A 26,121-nucleotide genomic window follows, 5' to 3' on the forward strand; every position below is an offset into this window, starting at 1 on the left:
GGAGGAACGAATATGGCTTATACGGCAGGCGAATTTGACGTCATCGTCATCGGGGCCGGACACGCAGGGATTGAAGCAGCACTTGCATCGGCTCGCATGGGCGCGAAAACAGCGATGCTCACCATGAACCCTGATATGGTCGGGTTCATGTATTGCAACCCATCAATCGGTGGGCCGGCGAAAGGAATCGTCGTACGTGAAATCGATGCGCTTGGTGGCGAGATGGGGCGCGCGATTGACGCGACTTACATCCAAATGAAGATGCTTAACACATCGAAAGGTCCGGCGGTACGTGCATTACGTGCACAGGCGGACAAATTCCAATACCAAAATCACATGAAGAAAGTGCTAGAAGACGAGCCGAATCTACTGCTTCGTCAGGCGCTAGTCGAACGCTTGTTGATTGAGGACGGAGAAGTACGTGGCGTGGTAACGAACACAGGTTCAGAATATCGCGCGAAAGCGGTCATCGTCACAACGGGAACGTTCATGCGAGGTCAAATCATCATCGGTGAATTGGCATACGAAAGTGGCCCGAACAACCAAATGCCTTCGGTCGAGTTATCGAAGCATCTAGAAGAGCTCGGTCTCGACTTAGTTCGATTCAAAACGGGAACACCGCCACGAATCGACGGCAAGACAATCGATTACTCGAAGACAGAGATTCAGCCCGGAGATGAGAATCCATCATTCTTCTCGTACACGTCGACGGACTTGGATCCGATCGAACAGATCCCATGCTGGCTCACGTACACGAGCGAGCGCACGCACCAATTGATTGATGAGAACTTGCATCGCTCACCGATGTATTCGGGTGCGATTAAAGGAACGGGGCCCCGTTATTGCCCATCCATCGAAGATAAGGTCGTTCGCTTTAATGATAAACCGCGTCACCAAATCTTCTTAGAGCCAGAAGGTCGCGATACGGAAGAAATCTATGTCCAAGGCTTTTCGACGAGTATGCCAGAAGACGTGCAACATCAGATGCTTCGCACGATCCCGGGTCTTGAAAATTCAGAGATGATGCGTCCCGGTTATGCGATTGAATACGATGCGGTCGTACCGACACAGCTTTGGCCAACTCTCGAAACAAAAGCTGTCCCAGGTCTTTTCACAGCGGGACAAATCAACGGGACGAGCGGGTACGAAGAAGCGGCTGGACAGGGCATCATGGCGGGAATCAACGCCGCATGCAAAGTGCTCGGCAAGGATCCTGTCATCTTGGACCGTTCGCAAGCGTACATCGGCGTCTTGATCGATGACCTCGTGACGAAAGGGACGAACGAACCGTATCGTCTTCTCACATCACGTGCCGAATACCGTCTCTTGTTGCGTCATGACAATGCGGACTTGCGACTCAGCGACATCGGGTATGAGATCGGCTTACTTTCAGAAGATCGTCATGCTCACCTCAACAAGAAACGCGTAGCGATTGAAAAAGAAGTAAAACGACTTGCATCCCTCGTCGTCAAACCGACACCTGAAGTCAATGCGATGCTCGAATCGGTCGGTGCACACCCGCTCAAGGAAGCGACACATGCCAACATCTTGTTGAAGCGTCCGGAAGTATCCTATGAAGCACTCATGACAGTCGTTCCATCAACGGAAGAATTGTCATATGAAGTAAAAGAGCAAGTCGAGATTCAAGTGAAATATGAAGGCTATATTTCCAAACAGCTTGAACAAGTCGAGAAGATGCGTCGCATGGAAGAGAAACGAATCCCAGAAAACTTGGATTATGATGCGATCGGTGGTCTCGCGACAGAAGCGAAACAAAAACTAAAACAAGTTCGTCCTCTTTCGATCGGACAAGCGTCCCGTATCTCAGGCGTAAACCCGGCAGACGTGTCAATCTTGCTCGTCTATATCGAACAGGGACAATACGCAACGGTGGAGTGAAACGATGAACGAATCTCAATTTATTGAAGCGTTACGAGCTGAAGGGTTTGAACTGAGTGAGACACAACTCAGTCAGTTCAAACGTTACTTCGAAATGCTCGTCGAATGGAACGAAAAAATGAACTTAACGGCCATCACGGACCGGGAAGAAGTATATTTGAAGCACTTCTATGATTCGCTCAGCGCAGCGTTTCATTTCGATTTCACGAAAGTCGAAACCGTATGTGATGTCGGGGCAGGAGCTGGATTCCCAAGTCTTCCGCTCAAAATTTTATTCCCACACTTACACGTCACGATCATCGATTCGTTAAACAAACGCATCACCTTTTTGAACGAGTTGGCCCTTGCCCTTGGACTCGAAGGTGTCGCGTTCCATCATGGTCGTGCCGAAGAGTTCGGAAAAAATAAAAAGTTCCGCGAACAGTTTGACGTCGTCACAGCACGTGCGGTTGCCCGCATGACCGTGTTGGCAGAATACTGTTTGCCACTCGCGAAAGTAGGCGGAAGCTTCGTCGCGCTTAAAGCGGCCAAGGTTTCTGACGAGATGGCAGACGCCAAAAACGCTTTAGCCGTTCTAGGTGGGAAAGAAAAAGCGACACACCAGTTCCTATTGCCAGGAGAGATGAGTGAGCGTAATATCGTAGTTGTAGATAAACTACGAAAAACGCCCGGGAAATATCCGCGTAAAGCGGGGACACCGGCGAAAGAGCCACTTATCTGATGATGTCGTTTCACGTGAAACAAAAGCAGATTCCAGTGGTGGAGTCTGCTTATTTTTTTACATAAAAGGGGTGCCCGACGTTGAAGAATAGATTTGCGAAATTGTTCGGTGTGAATCGAAAAGACGAAGTTGCCGTGACGCAGATTGCGGAAGTTCGAGCGGATGACACGGTACAAGAACTCTCGTTATCACGGTTGCGTCCAAACCGTTATCAACCGCGTAAAGTGTTCGAACCGGCAAAAATTGAAGAGTTGGCAACGACGATTTCGGAACATGGACTCCTTCAACCAATCGTGGTTCGAAAGGCAGATGGGGACTGCTATGAAATCATTGCCGGGGAGCGTCGTTTCCGTGCGGTGAAATCGCTTGGTTGGTCAGCGATTCCGGCAATCGTTCGCGATATGGACGATGATACGACGGCTGCACTCGCCTTGATTGAAAACTTGCAGCGTGAGCAGTTAAGCCCGATTGAAGAGGCGGAAGCATATGATCGTTTACTCGCCTTGAACGGTTTGACGCAAGATGCGCTCGCGAAGAGTCTAGGCAAGAGTCAATCCACGATCGCCAATAAGTTGCGCTTGTTAAAATTGCCGGAGGATGTGAAGCAGTCGCTTCGCGATCGTCGGATCAACGAGCGACATGCGCGTGCGTTGTTGCCGTTGAAGGAAGAAGGATTGCAACTTCAAGTGCTCGCAGAAGTGTTAGAACAGGATTTTAACGTCAAGGAGACAGAAGAACGCGTCGCCTTTTTAACAACACCGATCGAAGAAGAGAAGCGAAAGCCGAAAAAACAACGTCGTCGGACGAAAAGTTTTGCGCGTGACACGCGAATCGCCATCAACACGATTCGTGACTCAATCGATTTGATTGGGAAAACAGGGATTGACGTCCAAACTGAAGAAGTAGACGAAGAGGAATTTGTTGAAATTCGAATTCGCATCCCGAAAGCGCGGCCTCAAAAATGAGTCCGTGCTTTTTTATACAATGAAGGAGGTTTGTAGATGGAACGATTAGCATTAAAATTCATTCGCCCAAACCCGAATCAGCCCCGGAAACAATTTGAGGTGGAAAAATTAGAAGAGTTGCGTCAATCCATTGAGCGATATGGCGTCCTACAACCAATCGTCGTTCGAAAAGCGACAGGATACTATGAAATCATTGCCGGGGAACGACGGTTTCAGGCGGCGAAGCTCGCTGGGAAAGAAGACATTCCTGCCCTCGTCGTCACGGCGGACTCCGATCGCGTCATGGAGTTGGCGCTGATTGAAAACATTCAGCGGGCAGACTTGAATGCCATCGAAGAGGCTGTCGCCTATGAACAGTTGATGCAGACGCTAGATCTGACGCAACAACAGTTGGCCGATCGCGTCGGGAAGAGCCGCAGTCATGTGACGAACAGTCTTCGCCTCCTTCGATTGCCGAGTGCCGTCCAGCATGCGGTCATGGTCGGAGATTTGACGATGGGACATGCACGTGCCATCACGGGTATGAAATCGGAACAAGCGATGGAACAGATTGCGAAACGGGTCATTGCCGAGCATTGGACGGTCCGTCGCCTCGAGCGTTACTTACAAAAAGAGCGCACAGAAAAAAAGACGCTGAAGCGATCGAACGCCGATATCGAAGCGGTCGAAGCGGTGCTTGCGGAGCGTCTTCAGATGGATGTGTCGATTCGTCCGCGCCGAAAAGGCGGCGTCCTCGAGTTGAAGTATTTTTCACAAGACGACTTGGAACAATTGTTGACGTTATTATCGCCTCAAGACTTTGATTCATCTCGTGACTGACGAAGACGCGTGATGGCCGCCTCTTCGTGATGCAGGCGCCCGATCCGTGTATCAAAATCGGCGAATCCGTCTGTGATGAAACGTGCGAGTTCATATACAAGATGGAGACGGGTATTCTGTAGAATCATCATCTCCATGAATCCACTTACGTTCACGACGGCTTTAATATTGTAAGCGCCGACTGCCGGAAGTTCTTTTTGGACACCGGCCCCTGGAGCGAGCGGACCTTCCGAAAAGAAGACATAACCGACACTTGATAAACGTCCGAGACAGGCGTCGATAGCGATAATGAGCGGTTGATGGAAGCGCGTTTGAATCTCATGTAACGTTTCCACCAAATTGAGTGCGTGTACAGGCTTCGTTAATGTGCCGTATACATGTAAATTTCGGATATGACGTTCTTCTAAAAACGTTCCGACGAGCGGACCGAGTGAATCACCGGTCGAACGGTCCGAACCGATGCAAACAAGGACGATGGGGCGATGGATTTCATTGACCAACTGTTCATGAAGCTGGTCCGCAAGCAATCTGGATCCACTCCGCTCAGTGTGTTCAATGAAGAAAGAGTATGGTTTATGAGGTTTTAAGCGAAACGGCATGAATCTCATCCTCTCTTCTAAGCTGCCTATTCCTAGTTGCAGTTGGGGGATTGATCTCGTATTAACCCATTCCCAAAAGTGGAAAACTTCTAACTTCCGAATGCAGTGTTTGAGAAAAGTCGTGAAATATGTTTTGATAATTTAGAATCTACGACTTTGAGGTGAAAAGATGGCTTCGCAAAATACAGAAAAAGATTTAAATACGGTTGCCGATGAGACAATCGATAGCGTGAACCGATTCGTCGAGTACTTTAAAGATACAGACATGTGGATTGGTTTAGGGATCAAGCTCGCCGGTGTGGCGCTCATCATCCTTGGTTTATATATCGCAACACGCATTTTGACAACGATGGTCGAGCGCGTGTTTACGCTCCGCAAAATAAAAGAACATGATATCGTCGCCCAGCGACAGAATGAAACGTTATTAAAATTAGCCCAAAACACAATCCGCTATGTGATCGGGTTGATTATGGTCTTGACGGTGCTCGGACAGTTCGGTGTGAATATCGCCGGTTTGATTGCATCAGCCGGGGTCGCGGGTCTTGCAATCTCATTCGGGGCACAAAGTTTGGTGAAAGACGTCATCACAGGTGCGTTCATCATCTTTGAAAACCAATACAAGAACGGGGATTACGTCAAATTGAACCAACAAGTCGACGGGACGGTCATCGAGGTCGGAATCCGGACGACGAAGTTAAAAGGATTAAACGGACAAGTGACGATTATTCCGAACGGACAAATCTTACAAGTGACGAACTACTCGCTTGAAAACAGCGTCGCTGTTGTCGATATTGGGGTTGCGTACGAAGAAGATATGTCAAAAGTAGAGCAAGCGCTCAAGGAAATTGCGAAAACGGTCGAAGCACGCTATCACGACTTGTTCATCAAACCAATCGACTTGGCTGGAGTGCAGTCGCTCGGACCGTCGGAAGTGGTGTACCGATTAATGGCGGAAGTCCCGCCGACTCAGCACTTCGCAGCCGGTCGAATTTTGCATAGAGAGTTAAAGGCTGGACTTGACGAGCGGGGGATTGAAATTCCATACCCACGTACGGTCATGATGCCACCGAACTCGGCTCCTAAAGGAGGAGAAGCAGAAAATGCAAAGTAAAACCTATGCATTGAACGATATTGTGGAAATGAAAAAACCACATGCCTGCAAAACGAATCGCTGGCAAATCACGCGTGTCGGGATGGACATTCGGATCAAGTGCCAAGGCTGCGGAGCCAGTGTGCTCATGCAACGCCGTGATTTTGATAAGCGATTCAAGAAAGTGCTTGAACAAGGGAACGCCGCCGAATAAGCGGCGTTTTTCTTTAGGTTATGAACGTGAGTTGCGGTTTAATCGTGGACTATCTATAATTGTGAAGGATGTGACGGTGTGGTGTACTGAATGTACCCACTCCACAGACGGCTTAACATTTCCCGGGAAACACCGGATGAGGAGGAACTACTAGTGGGATTAACAGCAGGAATTGTCGGATTGCCAAACGTCGGGAAATCGACATTGTTTAATGCGATTACACAAGCAGGAGTCGAGGCGGCCAACTATCCGTTCGCGACGATCGACCCGAACGTCGGCGTCGTAGAAGTACCGGATGCGCGTCTTGATCGATTGACAGAACTCGTCAAACCGAAAAAGACCGTACCAACAGCATTTGAGTTTACAGATATCGCCGGAATCGTGAAAGGTGCATCAAAAGGGGAAGGTCTCGGAAACAAGTTCTTGGCGAACATTCGCGAAGTCGATGCGATTTGCCAAGTCGTCCGTTGTTTTGAAGACGAGAACATCACGCACGTCGCAGGTCGTGTCTCACCAATCGATGACATCACGACTATCAATCTTGAATTGATCTTAGCTGACCTTGAGCAAGTCGATAAACGAATCGCACGTGTTCAAAAAATGGTGAAGGCAAAAGATAAAGGTGCGGTACAAGAACTCGAAGCACTTGAAATCGTACGAGATGTGCTCGAGTCAGAGCGTCCTGCACGTGTCGCTGAATTATCAGAAGACCAACTCGCGATCGTCAAACACTTCCAATTGCTTACGATGAAGCCGATGCTTTACGTGGCGAACGTGAGTGAGGATGAAGTGGCAGATGCCGATTCGAACGAGTTTGTACAAGCAGTCCGTGATCACGCAGCAACAGAAGGGTCGAAAGTCATCGTCATCTGTGCACGAATCGAAGAAGAAATTTCAGAACTCGAACCGGAAGAACGCCTCGAGTTCTTACAAGATCTCGGAATCGAAGAGTCAGGACTTGATCAGTTGATCCGTGCGGCTTACTCGACACTTGGTCTTGCGACATACTTCACGGCAGGTGAGAAGGAAGTTCGTGCATGGACGTTCAAACAAGGGATGAAAGCCCCACAATGTGCTGGTGTCATCCACTCTGACTTCGAACGTGGATTCATCCGTGCCGAAGTCGTGTCGTATGACGACCTTTCAGCAGCAGGAAACATGACGACGGTGAAAGAACAAGGAAAACTTCGTTCAGAAGGAAAAGAATACGTCTTCCAAGATGGCGACGTTGTCACGTTCCGCTTCAACGTATAAGTTGATTTACGGAAACGTATTGTAAAAGTCAAGGAAGTTTGATAGTATATTATGACGTGAGTAAAACAATTGTTTGCTCCTTGCTCCTACAACCGGTAGGGGCCGTTAGTCCAAGAGGAGGTGAAAGATAATGCGTAAATACGAACTTCTTTACATTATCCGTCCATCAGTTGATGAGGAAGCGAAGAAAGCTTTAATCGAGCGCTTCAACAACGTCATCACTGAAAACGGTGGTACTGTTGAAAAAACAACAGACATGGGTAAACGTCGTTTCGCTTATGAAATCAACAAGATGCGCGAAGGACACTACGTTCTTCTTAACATCGTTGCTGAACCTAAAGCGATCTTAGAAACAGAGCGTCTCATGAAGATCTCTGACGACGTTGTCCGTCAAATGACAACAAAAGACGAGCGTTAATCCTTAACGTTTCGTATCGTGAAAGGGGAGCTTGGAGATGATTAACCGAGTTGTGTTAGTTGGTCGATTGACTCGCGATCCCGAAATGCGTTATACGCAGAGCGGAATCGCCGTAACACGCCTTACTCTCGCTTGCGATCGTCCATTCGCTGGACAAGATGGGAAGCGCGAGACGGACTTTATTGATTGTGTCGTTTGGCGCAAACAAGCAGAGAACGTAGCACAATACTTGAAAAAGGGCAGCATGGCCGGCGTTGACGGTCGCCTTCAAATCAGTAGTTACGAAGGACAAGATGGCCAACGTCGTTACCGGGCAGAAGTAGTCGCAGACAGCGTACGCTTCCTTGAACCACGCGGAGCCTCAGGGCAACGTGAGCAAGCACCATCTGGAGATGTCTTCGGTGGTGGTGAATCAAGTGGATCAGGATGGGGCGCAGGAGCCGCTTCGACTTCATCTCAGTCCTCGAATTCGAATAAAGGTTTTGACGCAGATCCGTTCTCGGGTGGCGGCAAAATCGACTTGTCAGATGATGATTTGCCATTCTAATCATCATGGACAATAAAAACTAACCTATAAAGGAGGTCTTCACATGGCACGTCGTCCAGGAGGTCGTCGTCGTCGTAAAGTATGTTTCTTTACGTCGAACAACATCACTCATATCGATTATAAAGACGTAGAATTGCTCAAACGCTTCGTTTCGGAGCGTGGTAAAATTCTTCCACGTCGTGTGACTGGTACTTCAGCGAAATACCAACGTCCACTTACTGTCGCTATCAAGCGCTCACGTCAAATGGCTTTGCTTCCATACGTTGCAGAGTAATTGTTTGACGAACGGCTTATCCTCTTGGATAAGTCGTTTTTTGTATTTCATCTCGTCTGTAAGTGTGTAAGTGAAACCGACGAATGTGGTATGATAGAGCAGAAACCTTTACGATTCCATGGGTGAACATTACTCATTTTAGGAGGCATACATGCACAGTGGTGAAGCATTAACATCCGTGAAGAACCAATACGCGCGGCACATGATTCCATACGTGATTGGATTCCTTGTCTCGTTAGGATTGGCGTTCTACAACATTGTGGCGGCAATCACCCTGTTTATGGGCACGCTGATTTTTTTCATCTATCAGCAAGTGACGATGCGACGGGAGCGTAAAAATTGGGAACAGTATGTCCTCTCTCTCTCTCATCAAATCGAAGAGGTCGGAAAAGAAGCATTGACGACGATGCCGATTGGGATTTTAGTCTTTGACCAGGACCGACGGATCAGTTGGTATAACGAACAATCACGATTGATTTTCGAACTCGATATGGCGATTGGAATACCGCTTGATGCGCTCCATTCCGCCTTCGATGAATTGATTGAAGAAGAAGAGGATGAAGCCACGATTGAAGTAGGTGACCGTGTCTATCGTGTCTATTACAATCAAATCCATCAAACCCTCTATTTATTTGATATGACCGAAGAAGCGGAGATGGAACAAAAGTATGTTCAAACACAGACGGTTATCGGCATTTTGTATTTAGATAACTATGACGAGATGTCGACTGCGGTGGATGAACAGGTCCGTAGTGAAGTCAATCGTCGGGTGACGGTGCTCCTCAATCAATGGGCGCAGCGGCATCATATCTACATGCGTCGTACAGCTGCGGACCGCTTTTTCCTCGTCATGAATGAACGGACGCTATCTGAACTTGAAAACAACCGCTTTTCGATCTTAGATGAAGTGCGTGATGCGACGAAGGAACAACGAATCCCGTTGACGTTATCAATCGGGATTGGGTGCGGTGAAACGACATTGACTGAGCTCGGTAATCTCTCTCAGTCGAGTCTAGATTTAGGACTTGGCCGTGGTGGTGACCAGGCAGTCGTTAAGCGTCATAATGGGAAAGTTCGTTTCTTCGGTGGGAAGACAAATCCGACCGAGAAGCGAACGCGTGTCCGGGCACGTGTCATCTCGAACTCGATGCGTGACCTCATTCGGGAATCGAGCCGTGTCCTTGTGATGGGACATAAGAATCCAGATATGGACTCGCTCGGCGCTTCCATCGGTGTCATGAAATTGGCCGAGTTTGTCGGACGCGAGGCGTTTGTCGTCATTCCATCCGGTGAGACGAGTGTCGGCATTCAGCGGCTCGTCCATGAAGTAGAGAACGATGACTCGTTATACAGCCAATTCCTGACCGAGTATGAGGCACAGCCACTCATCGATGAACAGACATTACTCGTCGTCGTCGATACACACCGTCCGTCCCTCGTCATTTCAAAAGACATTTTGGATCGGTCGGAGCAGGTCGTCGTCATCGACCACCATCGTCGCGGGGAAGAGTTTATCGAAGATCCGGTTCTCGTGTATATGGAGCCTTACGCATCATCAACGAGTGAGCTCGTCACAGAATTGATTGAGTATCAGGCGGGAAGCCGAAAGCTCTCGATTTTAGAGGCGACGTCACTTCTCGCGGGGATCATGGTCGATACGAAAGGATTTACGCTCCGTACGGGATCCCGTACGTTTGATGCGGCATCCTTCTTGCGAGTTCAAGGTGCTGACACGGTTCTCGTACAGCACTTCATGAGACAAGACCTCGATGCTTATATCGAGCAGTCTCAGATTTTGAGAAACACCGAAATGTATGCAGATGGCATGGCGATTGCGGTCGCTCCTGACGACGAGGCACACCATCAAGTGTTGATCGCTCAGTCTGCAGACCAGTTGCTGAATATGGAAGGCGTCAAAGCCTCGTTCGTCATCGCCGTCTTACCGGACGGACGTACGGGAATCAGCGCGCGGTCGCTCGGCGACGTCAATGTCCAGGTCATCATGGAAATGCTCGGTGGCGGTGGCCATTTGACGAATGCAGCGACGCAACTTGAAGTGAGTCGCGAACAAGCGAACGTCATGTTGAAAGAGGCAATCGATCATTATTTAACAGATGAAACTGAAGGAGAGGAATTAGAATGAAAGTCATTTTGAAAGTAGATGTAAAAGGACAAGGGAAAGCTGGAGAAGTGAAAAACGTGGCCGATGCTTACGCTAAAAACGTCTTGTTCAAGAAGAACTTAGCAGTGGAAGCGACACCAGGAAACCTGAAAGCATTCGCGGCGAAAGAACGTCGTGCCGAAGAAGCAGCAGAAGAAGAGTTGAACGAAGCGAAACGACTCAAAGAGAAGCTTGAAAAAGAGACGATTGCTGTCACGACAAAAGCCGGTGAAGGCGGTCGCGTGTTCGGTTCGGTCACGAGCAAGCAAATCGCGGATGCCCTTAAATCGATGGGTTACAAAATCGATAAGCGTAAAATTGAACTCGAGCATCCGATCAAGGCGCTCGGTTTCACGAAAGTGCCAGTGAAGTTGCACCATGACGTCGTCGCGACGTTGAATGTACATGTACAAGAAGCTTGAAGGTGAGGTAGAGACGGATGAGTGATGCGATTCAAGTCAATACACCACCGCATAGCGTGGAAGCGGAGCAAGCCGTCTTAGGGGCAATCATCCTTGATTCGGATCGGTTGATTACGGCCTCAGAGCGTGTCGACCCGGACGACTTTTATCGTGTCAGCCACCAACGCATCTTTGAAGCGATGCTAAAGATCAATGACCGAGGCGAGCTCGTCGACTTGGTCACGCTCAGTTCCGAGTTACAGGCGCAAGGGATTTTGGACGAAATCGGGGGCCTCAACTATTTGGCGGAGGTCGCGGAATCCGTTCCCGCCATCGGGAACATCGGCTATTACTTGAACGTCGTCGACCAAAAGGCGGCACTCCGTCGCCTGATTCGAACTGCGACCAACATTGTCTCGGATGGTTATGAGCGTCAAGACGAGGTGGATTCTGTTTTATCTGATGCCGAGCGAAATATTCTAAAAGTATCGCAACGAAAAGGACAATCGAGCTTCCACCCGATTGGTTCTGTCTTATCCGATGCGTACTCGACGATTGAAAAGCTGCATCAGTCGAGCGGTGAAATCACCGGGATTGCGACCGGGTTCACGGATTTGGATAAGATGACGGCCGGTTTCCAACGAAACGATTTGATTATCGTGGCCGCCCGTCCATCTGTCGGGAAGACCGCGTTCGCCTTGAACATCTCGCAAAACGTCGCGGTCCGTACGGGTGAGAACGTCGCCATCTTCAGTTTGGAGATGGGTGCCGAGCAACTCGTCATGCGTATGTTGTGTGCGGAAGGGAACATCGATGCCCAGCGCCTCCGGACCGGTCGTCTTGAAGCGGAAGACTGGGGTCGTCTCTCCCTTGCGATGTCGTCGCTCTCCCAAGCGGGCATCTATATCGACGATACGCCGGGTCTTCGGGTCAACGAAATCCGAGCCAAATGTCGCCGATTGAAGCAGGAACATGGTCTCGGGATGATCATGATTGACTACTTACAGCTCATCGTCGGGAACGGGAAACCGGGCGAGAACCGCCAACAGGAAGTATCGGAAATCTCACGTACGCTCAAAGCAATCGCACGGGAACTACAAGTACCGGTCATCGCCTTGTCTCAGCTCTCACGTGGCGTAGAGAGTCGTCAAGACAAGCGACCGATGATGTCCGATATCCGTGAATCGGGAGCAATCGAGCAGGATGCCGATATCGTCGCCTTCCTCTATCGTGATGACTATTACGATAAAGAGAGTGAAGACGCCAATACGATTGAAATCATCATTGCGAAACAACGTAACGGTCCGACCGGTACGGTCAAGCTCTCCTTCAGGAAAGAGTACAACAAGTTCGTCAATATGGAGACGCAAGCCTTCGCACCACCGATGTAACGTCGGTGGTGTCTTTTTTTGTATAGGATTAGATCAAAATAACGAACGAATAGTTACATCTTATATAAAACGTTCGGTATTCAATTGACTTTCTTGCTTTTCAAGTGTACACTTACGGATGGTTTGAACAGAACGTTGATTAATAAGGAGGATTCATTATGTCATCAGTAGTCGTAGTGGGAACGCAGTGGGGCGATGAAGGGAAAGGGAAGATCACCGATTTCTTATCGAAACAAGCCGAAGTCGTCGCGCGTTATCAAGGGGGAGACAACGCTGGTCACACGATCGTCTTCAATGATACGAAATATAAACTTCACCTCATTCCGTCTGGGATTTTCTATTCGGATAAGACGTGTGTCATCGGGAACGGGATGGTCGTCAACCCGAAATCACTCGTGACAGAACTCGCTTACTTACATGAACGGGGTGTGAGCACGGATAACCTTCGGATCTCGAACCGGGCGCATATCATCTTGCCGTACCACCAGCTTCAAGATCGTCTCGAAGAAGAGGCGAAAGGTGACGCGAAAGTCGGTACGACTCTGAAAGGAATCGGTCCAGCGTATATGGACAAGGCGGCACGTATCGGTATTCGCATCGCCGACCTTCTCGACAAAGAAGTGTTTGCGGAGAAGCTAAAGACTGTACTTGAACTAAAAAATCGCATGTTCGTGAAAATGTACGAGGTCGATCCAATCGAGTTCGATGACATCTTTGAAGAATACTACGCGTATGGTCAACAGTTCGCGAAATACGTGTGTGATACATCGGTCGTGTTGAACGATGCGCTCGACGAAGAGAAAAAAGTTCTCTTTGAAGGGGCTCAAGGGGTCCTTCTCGATATCGACCATGGAACGTATCCGTTCGTCACATCGTCGAATGCTGCATCAGGCGGCGTATCGAGTGGTGCCGGAATCGGGCCATCGAAGATTCATCACGTGGTTGGTGTCTGTAAAGCATATACGTCACGCGTCGGTGACGGTCCGTTCCCGACAGAGCTCGACGATGAGATCGGTCATACAATCCGTGAAGTCGGGAAAGAATATGGAACGACAACAGGTCGTCCGCGTCGTGTCGGCTGGTTCGACTCGGTCGTCGTGCGTCACTCACGCCGCGTCAGTGGGATCACAGATCTTTGCCTCAACTCAATCGATGTGCTGACAGGTCTTGAGACGCTCAAGATTTGTACATCGTATGAGTATGAAGGAAAGCATCTTGACGAGTATCCACCGAACTTCCGCGTCCTTGAGAAGTGTGTACCGGTATACGAAGAGCTGCCTGGCTGGACAGAGGATATCACAGGGGTTCGTCGCTTTGAAGACCTTCCGGAGAACGCACAGCGTTACGTGCGTCGCATCGAGGAATTGACAGGAATCGAGTTGTTGACTTTCTCGGTCGGACCGGCTCGTGAACAGACGGTCATCTTGCGTGATATTTACGAAGCATAAGAAAGGGAGCCATCGGGCTCTCTTTTTCTATTTCCACGGAAATGGACCACGCTTTCTAAGCGGTTTAAAAAGAGTTACAATGTAGGCATGTACGTTTAATGATAAGAGGAGGACTCACTGAATGGATCGTACGATTTTAGTGGTAGATGACGAACAACCAATCGCAGATATATTGAAGTTTAAACTTGAAAAAGAAGGTTACCAGGTGCATGTCGCCTATGACGGCGAAGAAGCGCTCGTCAAAGTAGAAGAGATTCAACCGGATCTCATCTTGCTCGACATCATGCTTCCGCTCAAAGACGGCATGGAAGTATGCCGTGAGGTGCGGAAGAAATACGATATGCCGATCATCATGTTGACGGCAAAAGATTCCGAGATCGACAAAGTACTCGGACTAGAGCTCGGCGCAGACGATTACGTCACAAAGCCGTTCAGCTCACGTGAATTGTTAGCCCGTGTCAAAGCGAACATGCGACGTCATGCGACAGCACCGGCGCCAGAAGCAAAAGGAGCCAACGCGAACGATATCGTGATCGGCGACTTGACGATTCATCCCGATTCGTACATGGTGACGAAACGGGATGAGAAGATCGAATTGACACATCGCGAGTTCGAATTGATTCATTACCTCGCCCAAAACATCGGGCAAGTGATGACGCGGGAGCACTTGCTCCAAACGGTATGGGGCTATGATTACTTCGGTGATGTGCGTACCGTGGACGTCACGGTGCGTCGTCTTCGTGAAAAAGTAGAGGACAACCCGTCGACTCCGACGTATATTATTACGCGTCGCGGCGTCGGGTATTATTTGAAGGCAGGAGAAGAAGATTAAACGATGAAACGGACGAACTTCTTTAAATCAATCCAGTGGAAGCTCGTCGTCATCTATGCGCTGCTCATTCTCGTTGCGATGCAAGTCATCGGCGTGTACTTTGTGCGTTCTTTGGAACGGCAGTACATCAACAACTTCTCGCAGTCACTTGTCGACCGAGCGAACCTACTGAGCTACAACATCAGTGAGGGGACTGCCGCGAACGAGAGTGACTCGACCACGGACCAGCAGTTGAACCAGTTACTGGATCAGCTGCTGTCTGAATTTACAGAGAGCACGACGCTAGCTGACGACATTCGAGAAGTCCAAATCATCGACACGAACAGTGTCGTCCGGGCGACCTCGAACCAAAATAATCAAAGTCTCGTCGGACAACGGACAGCGAGCACGTTCATTCAAAAGTCATTCGCGACAGGCGGAGCGCAAGAGACGCTCGTCTATGAAGATTCAAATGACCGAATGCGCGTCGTCGCCGTTCCAATCAAGTCGGAAGTGGACGGCACGACGACCGGGATGATCTATATCGAGGCATCGATGAAGTCCATCTACAACCAGATGGAACAAGTGACACGCATCCTCGCAACGGGGACGTTGATCGCACTCATCATCACCTCGTTCCTCGGAATCCTTTTATCTCGAACCATCACGCGACCGATTGCCGATATGCGGAGGCAGGCCGTCGAGATGCGGAAAGGGAACTTCTCGCGGAAAGTTAAAGTGTATTCGGATGACGAGGTCGGTCAACTTGCGTATGCGTTCAACGAATTGACGGATGAGTTGATGGAGGCGAACGCGACAACGGAAGCCGAACGACGCCGCTTGACGAGTGTCCTCGAGAACATGTCGGACGGTGTGGTCGCGACTGACCGATCGCTACGGGTCATCTTGATGAACGACCAGGCACGCGACATGATCGGAGTCGCTGAAGAAGAGGCGATGGGGACGAACTTACAAAGTCTCCTCGCATTCGAAGAGGAAATCGTCATTCCAGAAGACGGCACGATGCCGACAAAACTGATTGACCTCAGTACGGACGAAGAATTGTTCCTCGTTCGTGCCTATTTCTCACCGATTCAAAAACATAGCGGACCAATCACAGGTCTCATCGTCGTCCTGCATGACGTCACGGAACAAGAACAGGTCGAACAGGACCGCCGTGAATTCGTTGCGAACGTCAGTCATGAATTGCGGACGCCGCTCACGACGATGCGTAGTTACTTGGAGGTTCTTGCAGAAGGTGCTTATCAGGATGAGGAATTGGCGCCACGTTTCTTAGAAACGGCACAAAACGAGACGGAGCGGATGATTCGCCTCGTCAATGACTTGTTGCAGCTCTCGAAGATGGACAGTAAAGAATATAAGATGCAAAAAGTGAAGTTCGACTTCGTGCAGTTCTTTAACGACATCATCGACCGTCATGAGATGACGAAAGGGGATGCGATTCAATTCCGTCGCAAACTGATGAAGCGTCGCGTCTACGTGCATGCCGATCAAGATAAGATGACTCAAGTCATCGACAACATCATCACGAACGCCATCAAGTTCTCACCAGAAGGCGGGACGATTACGTTCCGGACGATGCTTCGGGCGAAACGCCTCGTCATCGGCATCAAGGATGAAGGGGTCGGGATTCCGAAGTCGAACTTAAAGAAAATTTTCGAACGTTTCTATCGTGTCGATAAGGCGCGGGCGCGTAACATCGGTGGTACAGGACTCGGTCTATCGATTGCCAAAGAAGTTGTATCTGCTCACGGTGGCGACATCTGGGCAGAGAGTGAATTTGGAAGAGGTACAACGATTTACTTCACGATCCCGTTCGATACGATTGTGGAGGTGAATGATTGATGAAACGGTTTACGATTGCAAAGCCGGAACTGTGGAAGTCGTTCATTTTGCTCACGTTAATCGTCACGTCGATTGTTCAAACCATCATCTTGTGGGACTACCATCCCACGTATCAGGCCGTCCAATCTGAGACGCAACTCACGACGGTGGACGAGTCATTGCAGCGTCGAGCGGACCAGGTCATCATTCCCGTTCAAGCGGTCGTGCATGACAACAATGCTGTGTTCGCTTCAAAGAATACACCGAAGCAACTGATGCGTGTCATTCGGGATTCGTTTGAAGCGAGTGAGTTCAAGCCGCTCGCTGTGAAAAACGTCCCGAGTTTCTATACGGATATCAACGAGGGACTGGAGTTGATCTTACCGGAGGCCTACTATGCGGACACGCTCAGCTATATGCTTCCGGGAACGTATAGTCTGTCCGGGAAGATTCCACAGCGAATCCTCATCTATATGGATGACAGTGCGTTCAACATCCGCGCCATCATGAGCGACCAGTCCATTTGGGAAGGGAAGTTGACGAAAGTCGGAAACGGCGATGTGAACAGTCTTTTCTTAAAAAACTCGAGTCGAACGATGAAGCGCGTGACGTATACGGATGAACGCGTGAATTATATCCCGGTCGTCGGACCTGAGATGAATGAGTTGTTCGCGTATGACGTGTCGTCGATTCAAATCGACACTCGTCTCGACTGGATGCGAGATACGTTCTTCCCAGGTGACCCGAACGTTCAAGAAGTCGACCCGGCAAGCTCGGTCGGGGCGTTGACGAACGGTGTCAGTGTGGCGGAATATGATGCGAAACTGAACGCCAGTCGCTATCGAAACCTGTCTCGGAATAGCACCGAGCGTGATACAGCAATCGGGTTAGATTCCATTGTGGAATTCGTGAACTTCCACGGGGGATGGGTCGATGAAGCGTCTGAGAATCAAGGGCTGTCCCTTCGATTCGATGCCATCACACCGGCCAATAAAGGATTTGAAACGACCGTGTTCCGTTTTCACGTGAAAGGGTATCCCGTCTTCAGTCAGCGTGAGGCGTTTATCAACAACGATGCCATCGACTTATCCACATTACGTGTGGAAAACGACGGGGCCCAGGTCCGGTCAATCACACGTAACCACTTGGAAATCGATCGCCTGATCACAGTCGGCACGACACAGTTGGCTGAGGCGGATGAGGTACTCGGTACGCTCATCAACTCCGGACGATTTGAGAACGTGACCGAGATTCGAATCGGTTATGAGATCGAATATAACGAGGACACAAGCCGCTATGTGACGTTTTCACCGAACTGGTTCGTGCGTGAGGCGGGCCGTTGGGTCCCATACAATCAAGGAGACGATTGGACAGAAAGGATGATGTATCGTGGATTGGAGTAAAGCGAAAACGATTTTAATCTTCGCCTTCCTCGCCTTGAACATCTATCTGTTGTTTCAATTGCTGACGGAAACATGGGCGACCGAAGTCGTGACGAATGACAACACCTCGATCACGCAGATTTTAGACCAGCGGAACGTCGATCCGGCAAAATTGCCACGGATGGGTCGAGATATCGGCTATTTGACGGGTTCATCTGAAGAGATGTCAGCTGCAATGATCACGAAAAATCGGGAGGCGCAGCTCGCGACGACGCTCGACAACATGCAACTCGAAGTCGAGTTGAAACAACCCGTCCCGCTCGATGCGAAGGATTTGCGGACGACCGCTTCGACGTTTGTGGCGGAATATGTTCCATTTGGAAACGAGTACGCCTACTGGCGCTACGATGAAAAAACGAGACAGGTTGCTTTCGTACAAACATTCGAGGACAACAAGATTTTTTCAGCACCTGAAGTCGAGGGTGGCACGGAAATGTACATCGGTCCTTCCCTCATCCTCATTCAGTTGAACGAGTCGTTCGAAGTGACGGATTATAAACAGCGTCATTTAAAAGACCTCTCCTCAAAAACGCAAGATGACCTCGTGTTGACGGCCAGTGAAGCCATCTCACAACTCGCGTCTCGGAAGTACTTCCAACCGAACCAGGAGATGCGGGCCATCAATACCGGATTTTACAGTTTACCGCTCGACAGCTCTGGCAGTTTGATCATCATGCCACCGCTTTGGTCGATTGGAATTGATGATCAGGTCTACTTCGTCAATGCAATCGATGGAACAGTCGAGCACGTGGAGTTTGAAACGAAAGAATGAAAGGAGTGATTGCGTGACTTTACAGTATAGTGTGTTAGCGAGCGGGTCGACCGGAAACGCCCTCTATATCGAGACGGAACGGACGAAGCTGCTCGTCGATGCCGGATTGACCGGAAAAGCGATGCAACAGCGCATCGAAGCCATCGGTCGGTCATTTGACGGAATCGACGCACTGCTCGTCACCCATGAGCACTCCGACCATATTAAAGGTGTCGGGATATTAGCACGTAAGTATAATTTACCGATTTATGCGAATGCGAAGACATGGGCGGCGATGGAATCACTGATTGGAAAGATTGATCCTGCCTTGAAGTTTCAAATCGAAGTCGGAGATGTGAAACAGTTCGGGGATATCGAAATCGAGACGTTCAACGTGAGCCATGATGCGGCAGACCCGATGTTTTATCAGTTTGCCCATGACGGGAAACGATTAGCCCATATCACCGACACGGGTTATGTCTCGGACCGGATGAAAGGGATCATCCGTGGAGCGGACGACTTCATCTTTGAGTCGAACCATGACGTCTCGATGTTGCAGATGGGGCGTTATCCATGGAGTGTCAAACGACGGATCCTCGGCGACTATGGCCACGTCTCGAACGAGGATGCAGCCATCGCGATGAGTGAGGTCATCGGTGACCGCACGAAACGGATCTATTTGGCCCATTTAAGTAAAGACAACAATATGAAAGAGCTCGCACAGATGAGCGTCTCGCAAACACTCGGCATGCGAGACGTCGATTTAGGTCGAATCAAATTGTGCGATACGGACCCGACAATTCCCACTTCACTCGTTTCTTTATAAGGAAACTTGGGAAAAGACAGGTATCACACTGTCTTGAAGGGGGGACGCGTCGTGAACGAAGAGAGACACCATGAGTATGAACCTCAAGACGTCGAACCTGAAGTACACGAAGCAACAGAAGAGAAATCGACGTATCCGTCTCGGAGCGAATGGCGACCGAAGCAAGAGGAGCACGTACGCCATAAGCCGAGACCAAATATAAAACCGTTGTTACTCGGAGGGGTTGGCGGATTCTTAGGAGCGGCTTTGTTTTTTGTCATCGTGATGCTCTGGGATTCGCCGACCTCTCGTTTTGTGACGAATGAACTGACGCGGACCGAACAGGCCGTCACCGTCACCGAATCGGACGTCACGACCGCTGTCCTTGGGGCGAAGCCGTCCGTCGTCAGCATCACCAATATCCAGCGTGCGTTCACCTCTGACTCGCAATGGGAGGCGGGTGCCGGATCCGGTGTCATCTATAAAGTAGAAGGAAACACGGCCTATATCGTCACGAACTTCCATGTCATCGAAGAAGCGGACGAGGTCAACATCGCCTTTTCCGATGGTCAAATCGCATCGGCAACCATTTTAGGCGAAGACCCGCTCAACGACTTGGCTGTCGCTGAGGTCGAGTTACCAAAAAACATCGATGTGGAGCCGATTGTCCTCGGGGACTCCACCGTTCTCCAAGCTGGCGAGACCGTCATGGCCATCGGAAATCCGCTTGGTGTCTTCTCAAACTCGGTCACCCGTGGTATCGTCAGTGGTGTCGAGCGGACGGTGCCGGTCGATACGAACAGCGACGGCTTAATGGATTATAACGCGGAAGTCATTCAGACGGATGCGGCCATCAACCCGGGGAATTCGGGTGGTGCCCTCATCAACATTCGTGGAGAGCTCGTCGGAATCAATTCGATGAAAATCGCCGAGGCGAGCGTAGAAGGGGTTGGATTCTCCATTCCCGTCAACGTGGCGCTACCGGTCATTGACATGTTAGAACGCGACGGCAAAGTGACGCGGGCACAGCTCGGTGTCACGATTCAGGAAGTCATCGCTGTACCCGGAAACGTCCGAGAAGAGTATGGAATCTCCTTCGACCAGGAAGACGGTGTCTTCGTCGAAGAAGTGACACCGGGTAGTCCGGCTGAAGAAGCGGGACTACGTGTTGGAGATGTCATCACGAAAATCGGAGACCGGGAGATCAAACGATACGTCGATTTACGCGATGCGTTGTATCGGGACGCGACGGTCGGTGATACAATCTCCATTGAGTATTTACGTCGCGGGGAAGCAAGCGAAACCGAGGCGACATTAACTGAAGCAACATAAAGAAGCGGCGACGCTTCTTTTTTAAGGAGGAAAAACTGTGGAAAAAAAAGTATGCAAGGAACATGTTGAAATCGCTTTAGACATCATTGTGGATGAAACAGGGGAATACCCGTTGCTAGAGGAATTATCCACAAGTGAACACGTGACATGTGAGTTCTGTGAAGCCGATGCAACATATATTGTGTCAAGCAAAAACTAATTATCAACATGTGGATTTGTGGATAACTCTGTGGATAACCCTATGGATAACTCCAAAAAAACTGTGGAAAAAGGAAGAATTGGATGAATATTTCAATTATCACGGTCGGCAAACTGAAAGAAAAATATTTAAAACAAGGAATTGCCGAGTATACAAAGCGGCTTTCCGCCTACGCAAAAGTGCAGGAAATCGAGGTTTCAGACGAAAAAGCACCCGAGCATTTGAGTGAGGCAGATATGTTACTAGTAAAACAAAAGGAAGGCGAGCGGATTTTGGCGAAGATATCCCCAGATACGCACGTCATCGCCTTAGCGATTCAAGGAAAGCAGCGGACGAGTGAAGAGTTCGCTCGTGAACTCGATCAACTCGCGACGTATGGAAAGAGTAAAATCGCCTTCGTCATCGGAGGATCGCTTGGTCTGTCGGATGATGTGATGAAACGAGCGGATGATACGATTTCGTTCTCGAAGATGACATTCCCCCATCAACTCATGAAGCTCGTATTGTGTGAGCAGATTTATCGGGCGTATCGGATTAATCGGAATGAACCGTACCATAAATAAATGAGGTTTATGAAAATTATCATAAAAAAGCCCTATTAAAGTCGGATGTGAAAATCCAGCTTTGACGGGGGTGTTCGATCCATACACAATTAAAAACTTCGTCAAGTATGCGAAGAAAGAGGCTTTGAACTCGTTGAGGAGTTAGTGGGCCGAGGGATTAGTGGGAAGGACGTCGTGAACCGTCCTGGGATTCATTAATGCTTGGCTGTAGAAGGAACAAGACTCGACACCGAGACGATGAAGAATGAGCTATCCCAGATTATACGGCAACTTCGTGAGCATGACCGCCTGAAAGTGGACACTAATATCGTAGAAGGCTTGCTCAGAAACTTCATGAGGCTGTATGACGAAGTCCTAACCGTGGAGCAACAGAAGCGCTTAGTGCGTATCTTATTCGAAGAAATCACGATTGACGCAAGTCGCCAAATTGAGACCATTCGAATCAATTTGAACGAAGAAGTCATACGCTTTTTTTCAGGCAAAGGCGAAGATGATCCTGACGGGTCATTTTCGCCTTTTTCATTGTTGTTGAGCATTGCATAATAACGCAATGGGGTGCCTTATCTGATAAGGTGAAATCAATCCTGAACATCAAAATATGTATTTAAAACGGATTTTATTCATCATGCGATTAAATGATTAAATGCATTTCTATTTAATTAAAGCCGCCTATATCTCCTGTTACGTGACTTATGTTTTAGGCCCCTGAATATTTCCCTTAAATATAGAAGGAAAGTATAGCTTAAAAAGCTAATTCATTAATTGTATAAAATTGAGACTTTTTCATAAGGTTCGGTTTATATAGCACAAATTATAAAACTCATATCGATTCGACTACATCACAAGTAGGTTGTCTATTAGCAGTTTTATTGAAACAAAATTATTAATAAATGTCGACATGGGGGAGCATAATGTTAGAAAAATATTCTATGCAATACTATGGTCCGCAAGATGGGGTTACTAAAGATCAGCTGATGTTACTGATAAAAGATATTAATTTGGATGGTAGCTTTGGCAAAAGGTTAGTAAAAATTATAGAAAACAATAATCGAAGTATTGAATACTATAAAAATTTACTAAAGTTACGAGTGATTTTGGAATACAAAGAGCTAATATCTTTGATTGAAAATGAGTCTATTCTTGAAGCATTAGAAAAATTGTATGCAGACCTAGACACTAAGAAAATTGACGCTAAGAGCGTTGATTTGAACATCAAGTCCTATTTGACTACACATATTGAAGAAGTTTTTCAAGATGGTAATCATTTAATAATAGAAGAAACAATTAAATTCTGTTTGCGATTTAGTGGAGGGATAACAAATTGGAATCAGATTTTAATGAATAGTGAAAGGAATTATCTTATTCGTCATTTTGAAGACTTATTCAGAGTACTTAGAAAGAAAGATGAACATATTAGAACTTTGATTAATTTAGCTTTGTTGCCCATCTCTAAGATAAATTTTGATCATCAAATGGATATTGCCCTTAGTATAAGAAGAAAATTCGAATCGGAATTTAGTTTGTATCAGCAAGCATTGTTTGACTATTTCAACTCAAGAGAATTTAACGAACTGAACAGTGTTAATCAGGTGAATCAAATAAAAAGTGTATTAAGTAAACGATTTCTTGGGATTAATGGTGAGATATATTTAAAGGACGGTTTGTCAAATTAAGCGCAACACTTCCTCGGTGAAGGCCTCGTGTGCGGTTTTCCAGTTCAGGCATTTTCTCGGTCGCCCGTTGGCGTTCTCGTTGCTCCCCCGTTGCCACGATGAGTATGGGTCGGCGAAATACATCGGCACGCCGAGCGACGCCTGGATGCGCTCGTGACCACTGAACTCCTTGCCCCGGTCCGTCGTCGCCGTCTCGAACGTGCCATCCGGGAAGGCGCCGTGCACCGCATGGATCGCCCCCTCCATCGAGGCCGCGGTGCGGTCCGCGATCGGCAGGGCGAGATAGAACCGGCTCTTCCGCTCGATGAACGTCGCGACGCACGCCTTCGACTTCCCTCGTCCGGAGACGACGGTGTCGAGCTTCCAGTGCCCGAACGTCCGGCGCCCCTTGACCTCTGGCGGTCGTTGCGAGATGGGGAGTCCGACGTTGATGCGTCCGCGCGTCTCGGTCGGTTTTTGACGTTTCCCTTTCTGGCGGAGCACGGTCAGGGGCACGTCGATTCGTCCCGCATAGATCCAACGGTAGATGGTGGAGAAGGCGAGCTTTCCGTTGAAGAGCCGTCCCACGATCTGTTCCGGGGACCAGGTCGCACGCAGCTTCTCGACGATCGTCCGGCGCATCGTGTCGTCGAGTTTCGTCTTGGCGCCACAGTTGGTCTTCGCCTTCTCGTAGCGTTTCTGGGCACGTTCAGCCACATAGTCGGGGTTCCGTCTGATCTCTCGCGAGACGGTCGAGGGCTGTCGCCCGAGCCGTCTCGCGATGGACCGGATGGACATCCCAAGCTCCAGATACGTCTCTATTTTCACGCGTTCCGTTGTGGTAAGATGGGTGTAGCTCATGCGATTTCCTCCGTCTGAATGTGTGTTGTGGTGACTTCATTCTACACGAGGAAAGCGTCATGGGCTTTTTTTGTGTTCACTTTTGGGTGTTGCACTTAATTTTATAATTCATCATATATAAAACGTGGAGCTGCCAGAAATTTTTGTATATTTTTCCCATCCCTATTGAGTTACTAAAGTACTAGAGATAAAATAAAGATAAAGTATAAAAAAAGTAAGAGTATTGAGGTGGCTTCCGTGGAAGTTAAACTATTTCAGAAAACACAGAGAGATTTAGCGGGATCGATTAATTTTGTAATAGATAAATATTGGAATGACGAGATAGACGAAACGAAAATGATTGAATTGATTCAAAAGCTGTATATTACTAATGCGAGCAAATTTGTTAAAAACGGTAAGTATACAACCATTATTCGTCAACAATGTGGAAAGAGAAGGCTTGAAGTCGTTGATCAAGTTCTTAATCAAACTAACGTCATTTAAGAAGGTAAGGTGAAGGAATATATATGGAATATTCCGCAGGATTTACGAAGGAAAAATGGTCTGAAAATGAGATTGAAGTTGTTTTAAAGCTCATGTCACAAGGAAAAGTGAAAAAAGAAATATTAGATGAAGTAATGGAGCAAAATTCATTTCAGTTAAGGAGCCCAGTAAGTATTAAAAATCGCTTTAATATGGTCTACAATCGAGCAGCTGTCCTTGACGATGAAATGAAGAAACACTTTTTAAACGCAAGCGACTATGATCGGAAGGCATTGACACTATACTCATTTTTAAAAGTATATCGAATACCATTAGAGTTTTACTTAGAAGTTATTGTATTTAAGTATGAACAGCAGGAGTCTCTATATAGTAATGACTTTCACTATTTCTTTGAAGGGAAAGCTGATGTAAGTGAAAAAGTCAGTCGTTGGAGACCCGAAACGATCAAGCGACTTGTTAGTTCATTGGTATTGTTTTTCAGGGATTCAAAGATGATTGATAAGATTGAACCAACAAAGTACCAAGTTAAACCGATATATATGAGTCAGTCATTAAAAACATATGCTGAGCAGAATGCTCCTCTATTATATTCTTTTACAATTCTAGAAAAGGTGAATGAAGAATGAAATCGACGTATGAACGATTAGAACAAATGGAAAAGCGAATTCTACAAGATAGCTTTACAAAACCAAGAGGGATTGGAAGTGACATTCCTCATTTTGTCTTAGACTATCCTCCTGAAGATGAATTACAAGTTCGTGTGTACATAAAGAACATGTTGAAACGAACCAAAATGGATATCAAAGAAGTAAATTTATTTGAATTTCTCCTTTCATTTTTTGATGAAGATGAGTTGGAAGAACTATTTGAAATGGAAGAAGAGGAAGGATTACAAGGTTTGATTGATGTATTCGAACCGATATTAAATGAAAGCAATACAATGATTCAACAATTTAAAGACATAACAGAAAATGGGGATCTTATTTTTATTACTGGGGTTGGTTCTGCGCATCCATTTTTGCGGTCGAGTCAATTACTTAAAGCCGTCTCTAGTAAAGGTTATAAAAAACCAATCGTATTATTCTATCCAGGTGAATTTACAGGATTGCGATTAAAATTATTTGGCATTCTTGACTATGAAGATGACTATCAATTATCACGTATTTCTTAGGGGGT

Annotated in this window: 29 protein-coding genes; 27 read left to right on the top strand and 2 right to left on the bottom strand. The window is 48.0% G+C overall.

Going from position 1 to position 26,121, the window contains the following annotated elements; genetic code table 11:
• Nucleotides 1–12 precede the first annotated feature (12 nt).
• From mnmG to BV910_RS00500, 4 genes are all read left to right on the top strand, one after another.
• Complete coding sequence (mnmG, locus tag BV910_RS00485) at nucleotides 13–1,899, top strand: tRNA uridine-5-carboxymethylaminomethyl(34) synthesis enzyme MnmG (RefSeq protein WP_078145957.1); 1,887 nt, start codon at nucleotides 13–15, stop codon at nucleotides 1,897–1,899.
• Nucleotides 1,900–1,903: 4 nt separating this feature from the next.
• Complete coding sequence (gene rsmG / locus BV910_RS00490; protein WP_015880223.1) at nucleotides 1,904–2,620, top strand: 16S rRNA (guanine(527)-N(7))-methyltransferase RsmG; 717 nt, start codon at nucleotides 1,904–1,906, stop codon at nucleotides 2,618–2,620.
• 80 nt (nucleotides 2,621–2,700) lie between these two features.
• Entirely contained in the window at nucleotides 2,701–3,585 is an 885-nt protein-coding gene (gene noc / locus BV910_RS00495) for a nucleoid occlusion protein (protein WP_015880224.1), read from the top strand.
• Between the two features lie 36 nt (nucleotides 3,586–3,621).
• Nucleotides 3,622–4,404, top strand: a complete 783-nt coding sequence (locus BV910_RS00500) for a ParB/RepB/Spo0J family partition protein (protein ID WP_078145958.1) — start codon at nucleotides 3,622–3,624, stop codon at nucleotides 4,402–4,404.
• Here the strand turns inward: BV910_RS00500 and yyaC are convergent.
• A complete protein-coding gene (gene yyaC / locus BV910_RS00505) occupies nucleotides 4,377–5,003 on the bottom strand; it encodes a spore protease YyaC (protein WP_078145959.1) in 627 nt (208 codons plus the stop codon). The two genes, BV910_RS00500 and yyaC, sit on opposite strands and share 28 nt — an antisense overlap.
• A gap of 169 nt (nucleotides 5,004–5,172) precedes the next feature.
• Between yyaC and BV910_RS00510 the strand changes: the two genes are divergently transcribed.
• The 20 genes from BV910_RS00510 to BV910_RS00605 all read left to right on the top strand — a co-directional run bounded on the left by BV910_RS00510 (nucleotide 5,173) and on the right by BV910_RS00605 (nucleotide 23,622).
• Complete coding sequence (locus BV910_RS00510; protein WP_078145960.1) at nucleotides 5,173–6,114, top strand: mechanosensitive ion channel family protein; 942 nt, start codon at nucleotides 5,173–5,175, stop codon at nucleotides 6,112–6,114.
• Nucleotides 6,104–6,307: a DUF951 domain-containing protein gene (locus tag BV910_RS00515; protein WP_047795718.1), complete on the top strand. Its 204-nt coding sequence runs from the start codon at nucleotides 6,104–6,106 to the stop codon at nucleotides 6,305–6,307. The genes BV910_RS00510 and BV910_RS00515 overlap by 11 nt, the downstream gene beginning before the upstream one ends.
• Before the next feature lie 153 nt (nucleotides 6,308–6,460).
• Nucleotides 6,461–7,561 carry a redox-regulated ATPase YchF gene (gene ychF, locus BV910_RS00520; RefSeq protein ID WP_031424089.1) on the top strand — a complete coding sequence of 367 codons (1,101 nt, stop codon included), beginning with the start codon at nucleotides 6,461–6,463 and terminating at the stop codon, nucleotides 7,559–7,561.
• A gap of 130 nt (nucleotides 7,562–7,691) precedes the next feature.
• Nucleotides 7,692–7,979 (top strand): 30S ribosomal protein S6, encoded by a 288-nt coding sequence (gene rpsF, locus BV910_RS00525; protein WP_015880230.1) that lies wholly within the window; start codon nucleotides 7,692–7,694, stop codon nucleotides 7,977–7,979.
• Nucleotides 7,980–8,016: 37 nt separating this feature from the next.
• Entirely contained in the window at nucleotides 8,017–8,526 is a 510-nt protein-coding gene (ssb, locus tag BV910_RS00530) for a single-stranded DNA-binding protein (protein ID WP_015880231.1), read from the top strand.
• Between the two features lie 43 nt (nucleotides 8,527–8,569).
• Complete coding sequence (rpsR, locus tag BV910_RS00535) at nucleotides 8,570–8,800, top strand: 30S ribosomal protein S18 (RefSeq protein WP_015880232.1); 231 nt, start codon at nucleotides 8,570–8,572, stop codon at nucleotides 8,798–8,800.
• 151 nt (nucleotides 8,801–8,951) lie between these two features.
• A complete protein-coding gene (locus BV910_RS00540) occupies nucleotides 8,952–10,943 on the top strand; it encodes a DHH family phosphoesterase (protein WP_078145961.1) in 1,992 nt (663 codons plus the stop codon).
• Nucleotides 10,940–11,383, top strand: coding sequence for a 50S ribosomal protein L9 (gene rplI, locus BV910_RS00545; RefSeq protein WP_015880234.1), 444 nt, complete (start codon nucleotides 10,940–10,942; stop codon nucleotides 11,381–11,383). Before BV910_RS00540 ends, rplI begins: the two co-directional genes overlap by 4 nt.
• 17 nt (nucleotides 11,384–11,400) lie before the next feature.
• The gene (gene dnaB, locus BV910_RS00550) at nucleotides 11,401–12,753 is read left to right on the top strand and encodes a replicative DNA helicase (protein WP_015880235.1); all 1,353 of its coding nucleotides are present in this window, start codon (nucleotides 11,401–11,403) and stop codon (nucleotides 12,751–12,753) included.
• A 158-nt stretch (nucleotides 12,754–12,911) separates the two neighbouring features.
• Entirely contained in the window at nucleotides 12,912–14,201 is a 1,290-nt protein-coding gene (locus BV910_RS00555) for an adenylosuccinate synthase (RefSeq protein WP_078145962.1), read from the top strand.
• Between the two features lie 121 nt (nucleotides 14,202–14,322).
• Nucleotides 14,323–15,033 (top strand): response regulator YycF, encoded by a 711-nt coding sequence (gene yycF, locus BV910_RS00560; RefSeq protein ID WP_015880237.1) that lies wholly within the window; start codon nucleotides 14,323–14,325, stop codon nucleotides 15,031–15,033.
• A 3-nt stretch (nucleotides 15,034–15,036) separates the two neighbouring features.
• Entirely contained in the window at nucleotides 15,037–16,878 is a 1,842-nt protein-coding gene (walK, locus tag BV910_RS00565; protein ID WP_078145963.1) for a cell wall metabolism sensor histidine kinase WalK, read from the top strand.
• Nucleotides 16,878–18,260 carry a two-component system activity regulator YycH gene (yycH, locus tag BV910_RS00570; RefSeq protein ID WP_078145964.1) on the top strand — a complete coding sequence of 461 codons (1,383 nt, stop codon included), beginning with the start codon at nucleotides 16,878–16,880 and terminating at the stop codon, nucleotides 18,258–18,260. Before walK ends, yycH begins: the two co-directional genes overlap by 1 nt.
• On the top strand, nucleotides 18,247–19,071 hold the full coding sequence (locus tag BV910_RS00575) for a two-component system regulatory protein YycI (RefSeq protein ID WP_078145965.1): 825 nt from the start codon (nucleotides 18,247–18,249) through the stop codon (nucleotides 19,069–19,071). The genes yycH and BV910_RS00575 overlap by 14 nt, the downstream gene beginning before the upstream one ends.
• A 13-nt stretch (nucleotides 19,072–19,084) precedes the next feature.
• Nucleotides 19,085–19,876: an MBL fold metallo-hydrolase gene (locus tag BV910_RS00580; protein ID WP_015880241.1), complete on the top strand. Its 792-nt coding sequence runs from the start codon at nucleotides 19,085–19,087 to the stop codon at nucleotides 19,874–19,876.
• Nucleotides 19,877–19,927: 51 nt separating this feature from the next.
• Nucleotides 19,928–21,187, top strand: coding sequence for a S1C family serine protease (locus BV910_RS00585; RefSeq protein WP_078145966.1), 1,260 nt, complete (start codon nucleotides 19,928–19,930; stop codon nucleotides 21,185–21,187).
• A 37-nt stretch (nucleotides 21,188–21,224) separates the two neighbouring features.
• On the top strand, nucleotides 21,225–21,386 hold the full coding sequence (locus BV910_RS00590; protein WP_015880243.1) for a CxxH/CxxC protein: 162 nt from the start codon (nucleotides 21,225–21,227) through the stop codon (nucleotides 21,384–21,386).
• Nucleotides 21,387–21,469: 83 nt separating this feature from the next.
• Nucleotides 21,470–21,949 (top strand): 23S rRNA (pseudouridine(1915)-N(3))-methyltransferase RlmH, encoded by a 480-nt coding sequence (rlmH, locus tag BV910_RS00595; RefSeq protein ID WP_074034007.1) that lies wholly within the window; start codon nucleotides 21,470–21,472, stop codon nucleotides 21,947–21,949.
• Between the two features lie 201 nt (nucleotides 21,950–22,150).
• Complete coding sequence (locus BV910_RS00600; protein WP_143404738.1) at nucleotides 22,151–22,492, top strand: hypothetical protein; 342 nt, start codon at nucleotides 22,151–22,153, stop codon at nucleotides 22,490–22,492.
• A gap of 368 nt (nucleotides 22,493–22,860) precedes the next feature.
• Nucleotides 22,861–23,622: a hypothetical protein gene (locus BV910_RS00605; RefSeq protein WP_078145968.1), complete on the top strand. Its 762-nt coding sequence runs from the start codon at nucleotides 22,861–22,863 to the stop codon at nucleotides 23,620–23,622.
• On the opposite strand, the gene BV910_RS00610 is transcribed toward BV910_RS00605, so the two are convergent.
• Nucleotides 23,614–24,462 (bottom strand): IS30 family transposase, encoded by an 849-nt coding sequence (locus BV910_RS00610; RefSeq protein ID WP_078145969.1) that lies wholly within the window; start codon nucleotides 24,460–24,462, stop codon nucleotides 23,614–23,616. The two genes, BV910_RS00605 and BV910_RS00610, sit on opposite strands and share 9 nt — an antisense overlap.
• A gap of 237 nt (nucleotides 24,463–24,699) precedes the next feature.
• On the opposite strand from BV910_RS00610, the gene BV910_RS00615 reads away from it, so the two are divergent.
• The 3 genes from BV910_RS00615 to BV910_RS00625 are packed head-to-tail and all read left to right on the top strand — an operon-like array spanning nucleotide 24,700 to nucleotide 26,116.
• Entirely contained in the window at nucleotides 24,700–24,945 is a 246-nt protein-coding gene (locus BV910_RS00615; protein WP_078145970.1) for a TIGR04540 family protein, read from the top strand.
• A 23-nt stretch (nucleotides 24,946–24,968) separates the two neighbouring features.
• The gene (locus tag BV910_RS00620; RefSeq protein ID WP_078145971.1) at nucleotides 24,969–25,571 is read left to right on the top strand and encodes a DUF1819 family protein; all 603 of its coding nucleotides are present in this window, start codon (nucleotides 24,969–24,971) and stop codon (nucleotides 25,569–25,571) included.
• Nucleotides 25,568–26,116: a BREX protein BrxB domain-containing protein gene (locus tag BV910_RS00625; protein ID WP_078145972.1), complete on the top strand. Its 549-nt coding sequence runs from the start codon at nucleotides 25,568–25,570 to the stop codon at nucleotides 26,114–26,116. The genes BV910_RS00620 and BV910_RS00625 overlap by 4 nt, the downstream gene beginning before the upstream one ends.
• Nucleotides 26,117–26,121: the final 5 nt, after the last annotated feature.

This window comes from Exiguobacterium sp. HVEsp1, assembly GCF_002009685.1.
In the GTDB taxonomy this organism is placed as follows: Bacteria; Bacillota; Bacilli; order Exiguobacteriales; family Exiguobacteriaceae; genus Exiguobacterium; species Exiguobacterium profundum.

What these genes read in the sequence shown, in the direction of transcription:
- mnmG (WP_078145957.1), top strand. Translation starts at nt 13, where the DNA reads ATGGCTTATACGGCAGGCGAATTTGACGTCATCGTCATCGGGGCCGGA.
- rsmG (WP_015880223.1), top strand. Translation starts at nt 1,904, where the DNA reads ATGAACGAATCTCAATTTATTGAAGCGTTACGAGCTGAAGGGTTTGAA.
- BV910_RS00500 (WP_078145958.1), top strand. Translation starts at nt 3,622, where the DNA reads ATGGAACGATTAGCATTAAAATTCATTCGCCCAAACCCGAATCAGCCC.
- yyaC (WP_078145959.1), bottom strand. Translation starts at nt 5,003, where the DNA reads ATGCCGTTTCGCTTAAAACCTCATAAACCATACTCTTTCTTCATTGAA.
- BV910_RS00510 (WP_078145960.1), top strand. Translation starts at nt 5,173, where the DNA reads ATGGCTTCGCAAAATACAGAAAAAGATTTAAATACGGTTGCCGATGAG.
- BV910_RS00515 (WP_047795718.1), top strand. Translation starts at nt 6,104, where the DNA reads ATGCAAAGTAAAACCTATGCATTGAACGATATTGTGGAAATGAAAAAA.
- rpsF (WP_015880230.1), top strand. Translation starts at nt 7,692, where the DNA reads ATGCGTAAATACGAACTTCTTTACATTATCCGTCCATCAGTTGATGAG.
- ssb (WP_015880231.1), top strand. Translation starts at nt 8,017, where the DNA reads ATGATTAACCGAGTTGTGTTAGTTGGTCGATTGACTCGCGATCCCGAA.
- rpsR (WP_015880232.1), top strand. Translation starts at nt 8,570, where the DNA reads ATGGCACGTCGTCCAGGAGGTCGTCGTCGTCGTAAAGTATGTTTCTTT.
- BV910_RS00540 (WP_078145961.1), top strand. Translation starts at nt 8,952, where the DNA reads ATGCACAGTGGTGAAGCATTAACATCCGTGAAGAACCAATACGCGCGG.
- rplI (WP_015880234.1), top strand. Translation starts at nt 10,940, where the DNA reads ATGAAAGTCATTTTGAAAGTAGATGTAAAAGGACAAGGGAAAGCTGGA.
- dnaB (WP_015880235.1), top strand. Translation starts at nt 11,401, where the DNA reads ATGAGTGATGCGATTCAAGTCAATACACCACCGCATAGCGTGGAAGCG.
- BV910_RS00555 (WP_078145962.1), top strand. Translation starts at nt 12,912, where the DNA reads ATGTCATCAGTAGTCGTAGTGGGAACGCAGTGGGGCGATGAAGGGAAA.
- yycF (WP_015880237.1), top strand. Translation starts at nt 14,323, where the DNA reads ATGGATCGTACGATTTTAGTGGTAGATGACGAACAACCAATCGCAGAT.
- walK (WP_078145963.1), top strand. Translation starts at nt 15,037, where the DNA reads ATGAAACGGACGAACTTCTTTAAATCAATCCAGTGGAAGCTCGTCGTC.
- yycH (WP_078145964.1), top strand. Translation starts at nt 16,878, where the DNA reads ATGAAACGGTTTACGATTGCAAAGCCGGAACTGTGGAAGTCGTTCATT.
- rlmH (WP_074034007.1), top strand. Translation starts at nt 21,470, where the DNA reads ATGAATATTTCAATTATCACGGTCGGCAAACTGAAAGAAAAATATTTA.
- BV910_RS00605 (WP_078145968.1), top strand. Translation starts at nt 22,861, where the DNA reads ATGTTAGAAAAATATTCTATGCAATACTATGGTCCGCAAGATGGGGTT.
- BV910_RS00610 (WP_078145969.1), bottom strand. Translation starts at nt 24,462, where the DNA reads ATGAGCTACACCCATCTTACCACAACGGAACGCGTGAAAATAGAGACG.
- BV910_RS00620 (WP_078145971.1), top strand. Translation starts at nt 24,969, where the DNA reads ATGGAATATTCCGCAGGATTTACGAAGGAAAAATGGTCTGAAAATGAG.
- BV910_RS00625 (WP_078145972.1), top strand. Translation starts at nt 25,568, where the DNA reads ATGAAATCGACGTATGAACGATTAGAACAAATGGAAAAGCGAATTCTA.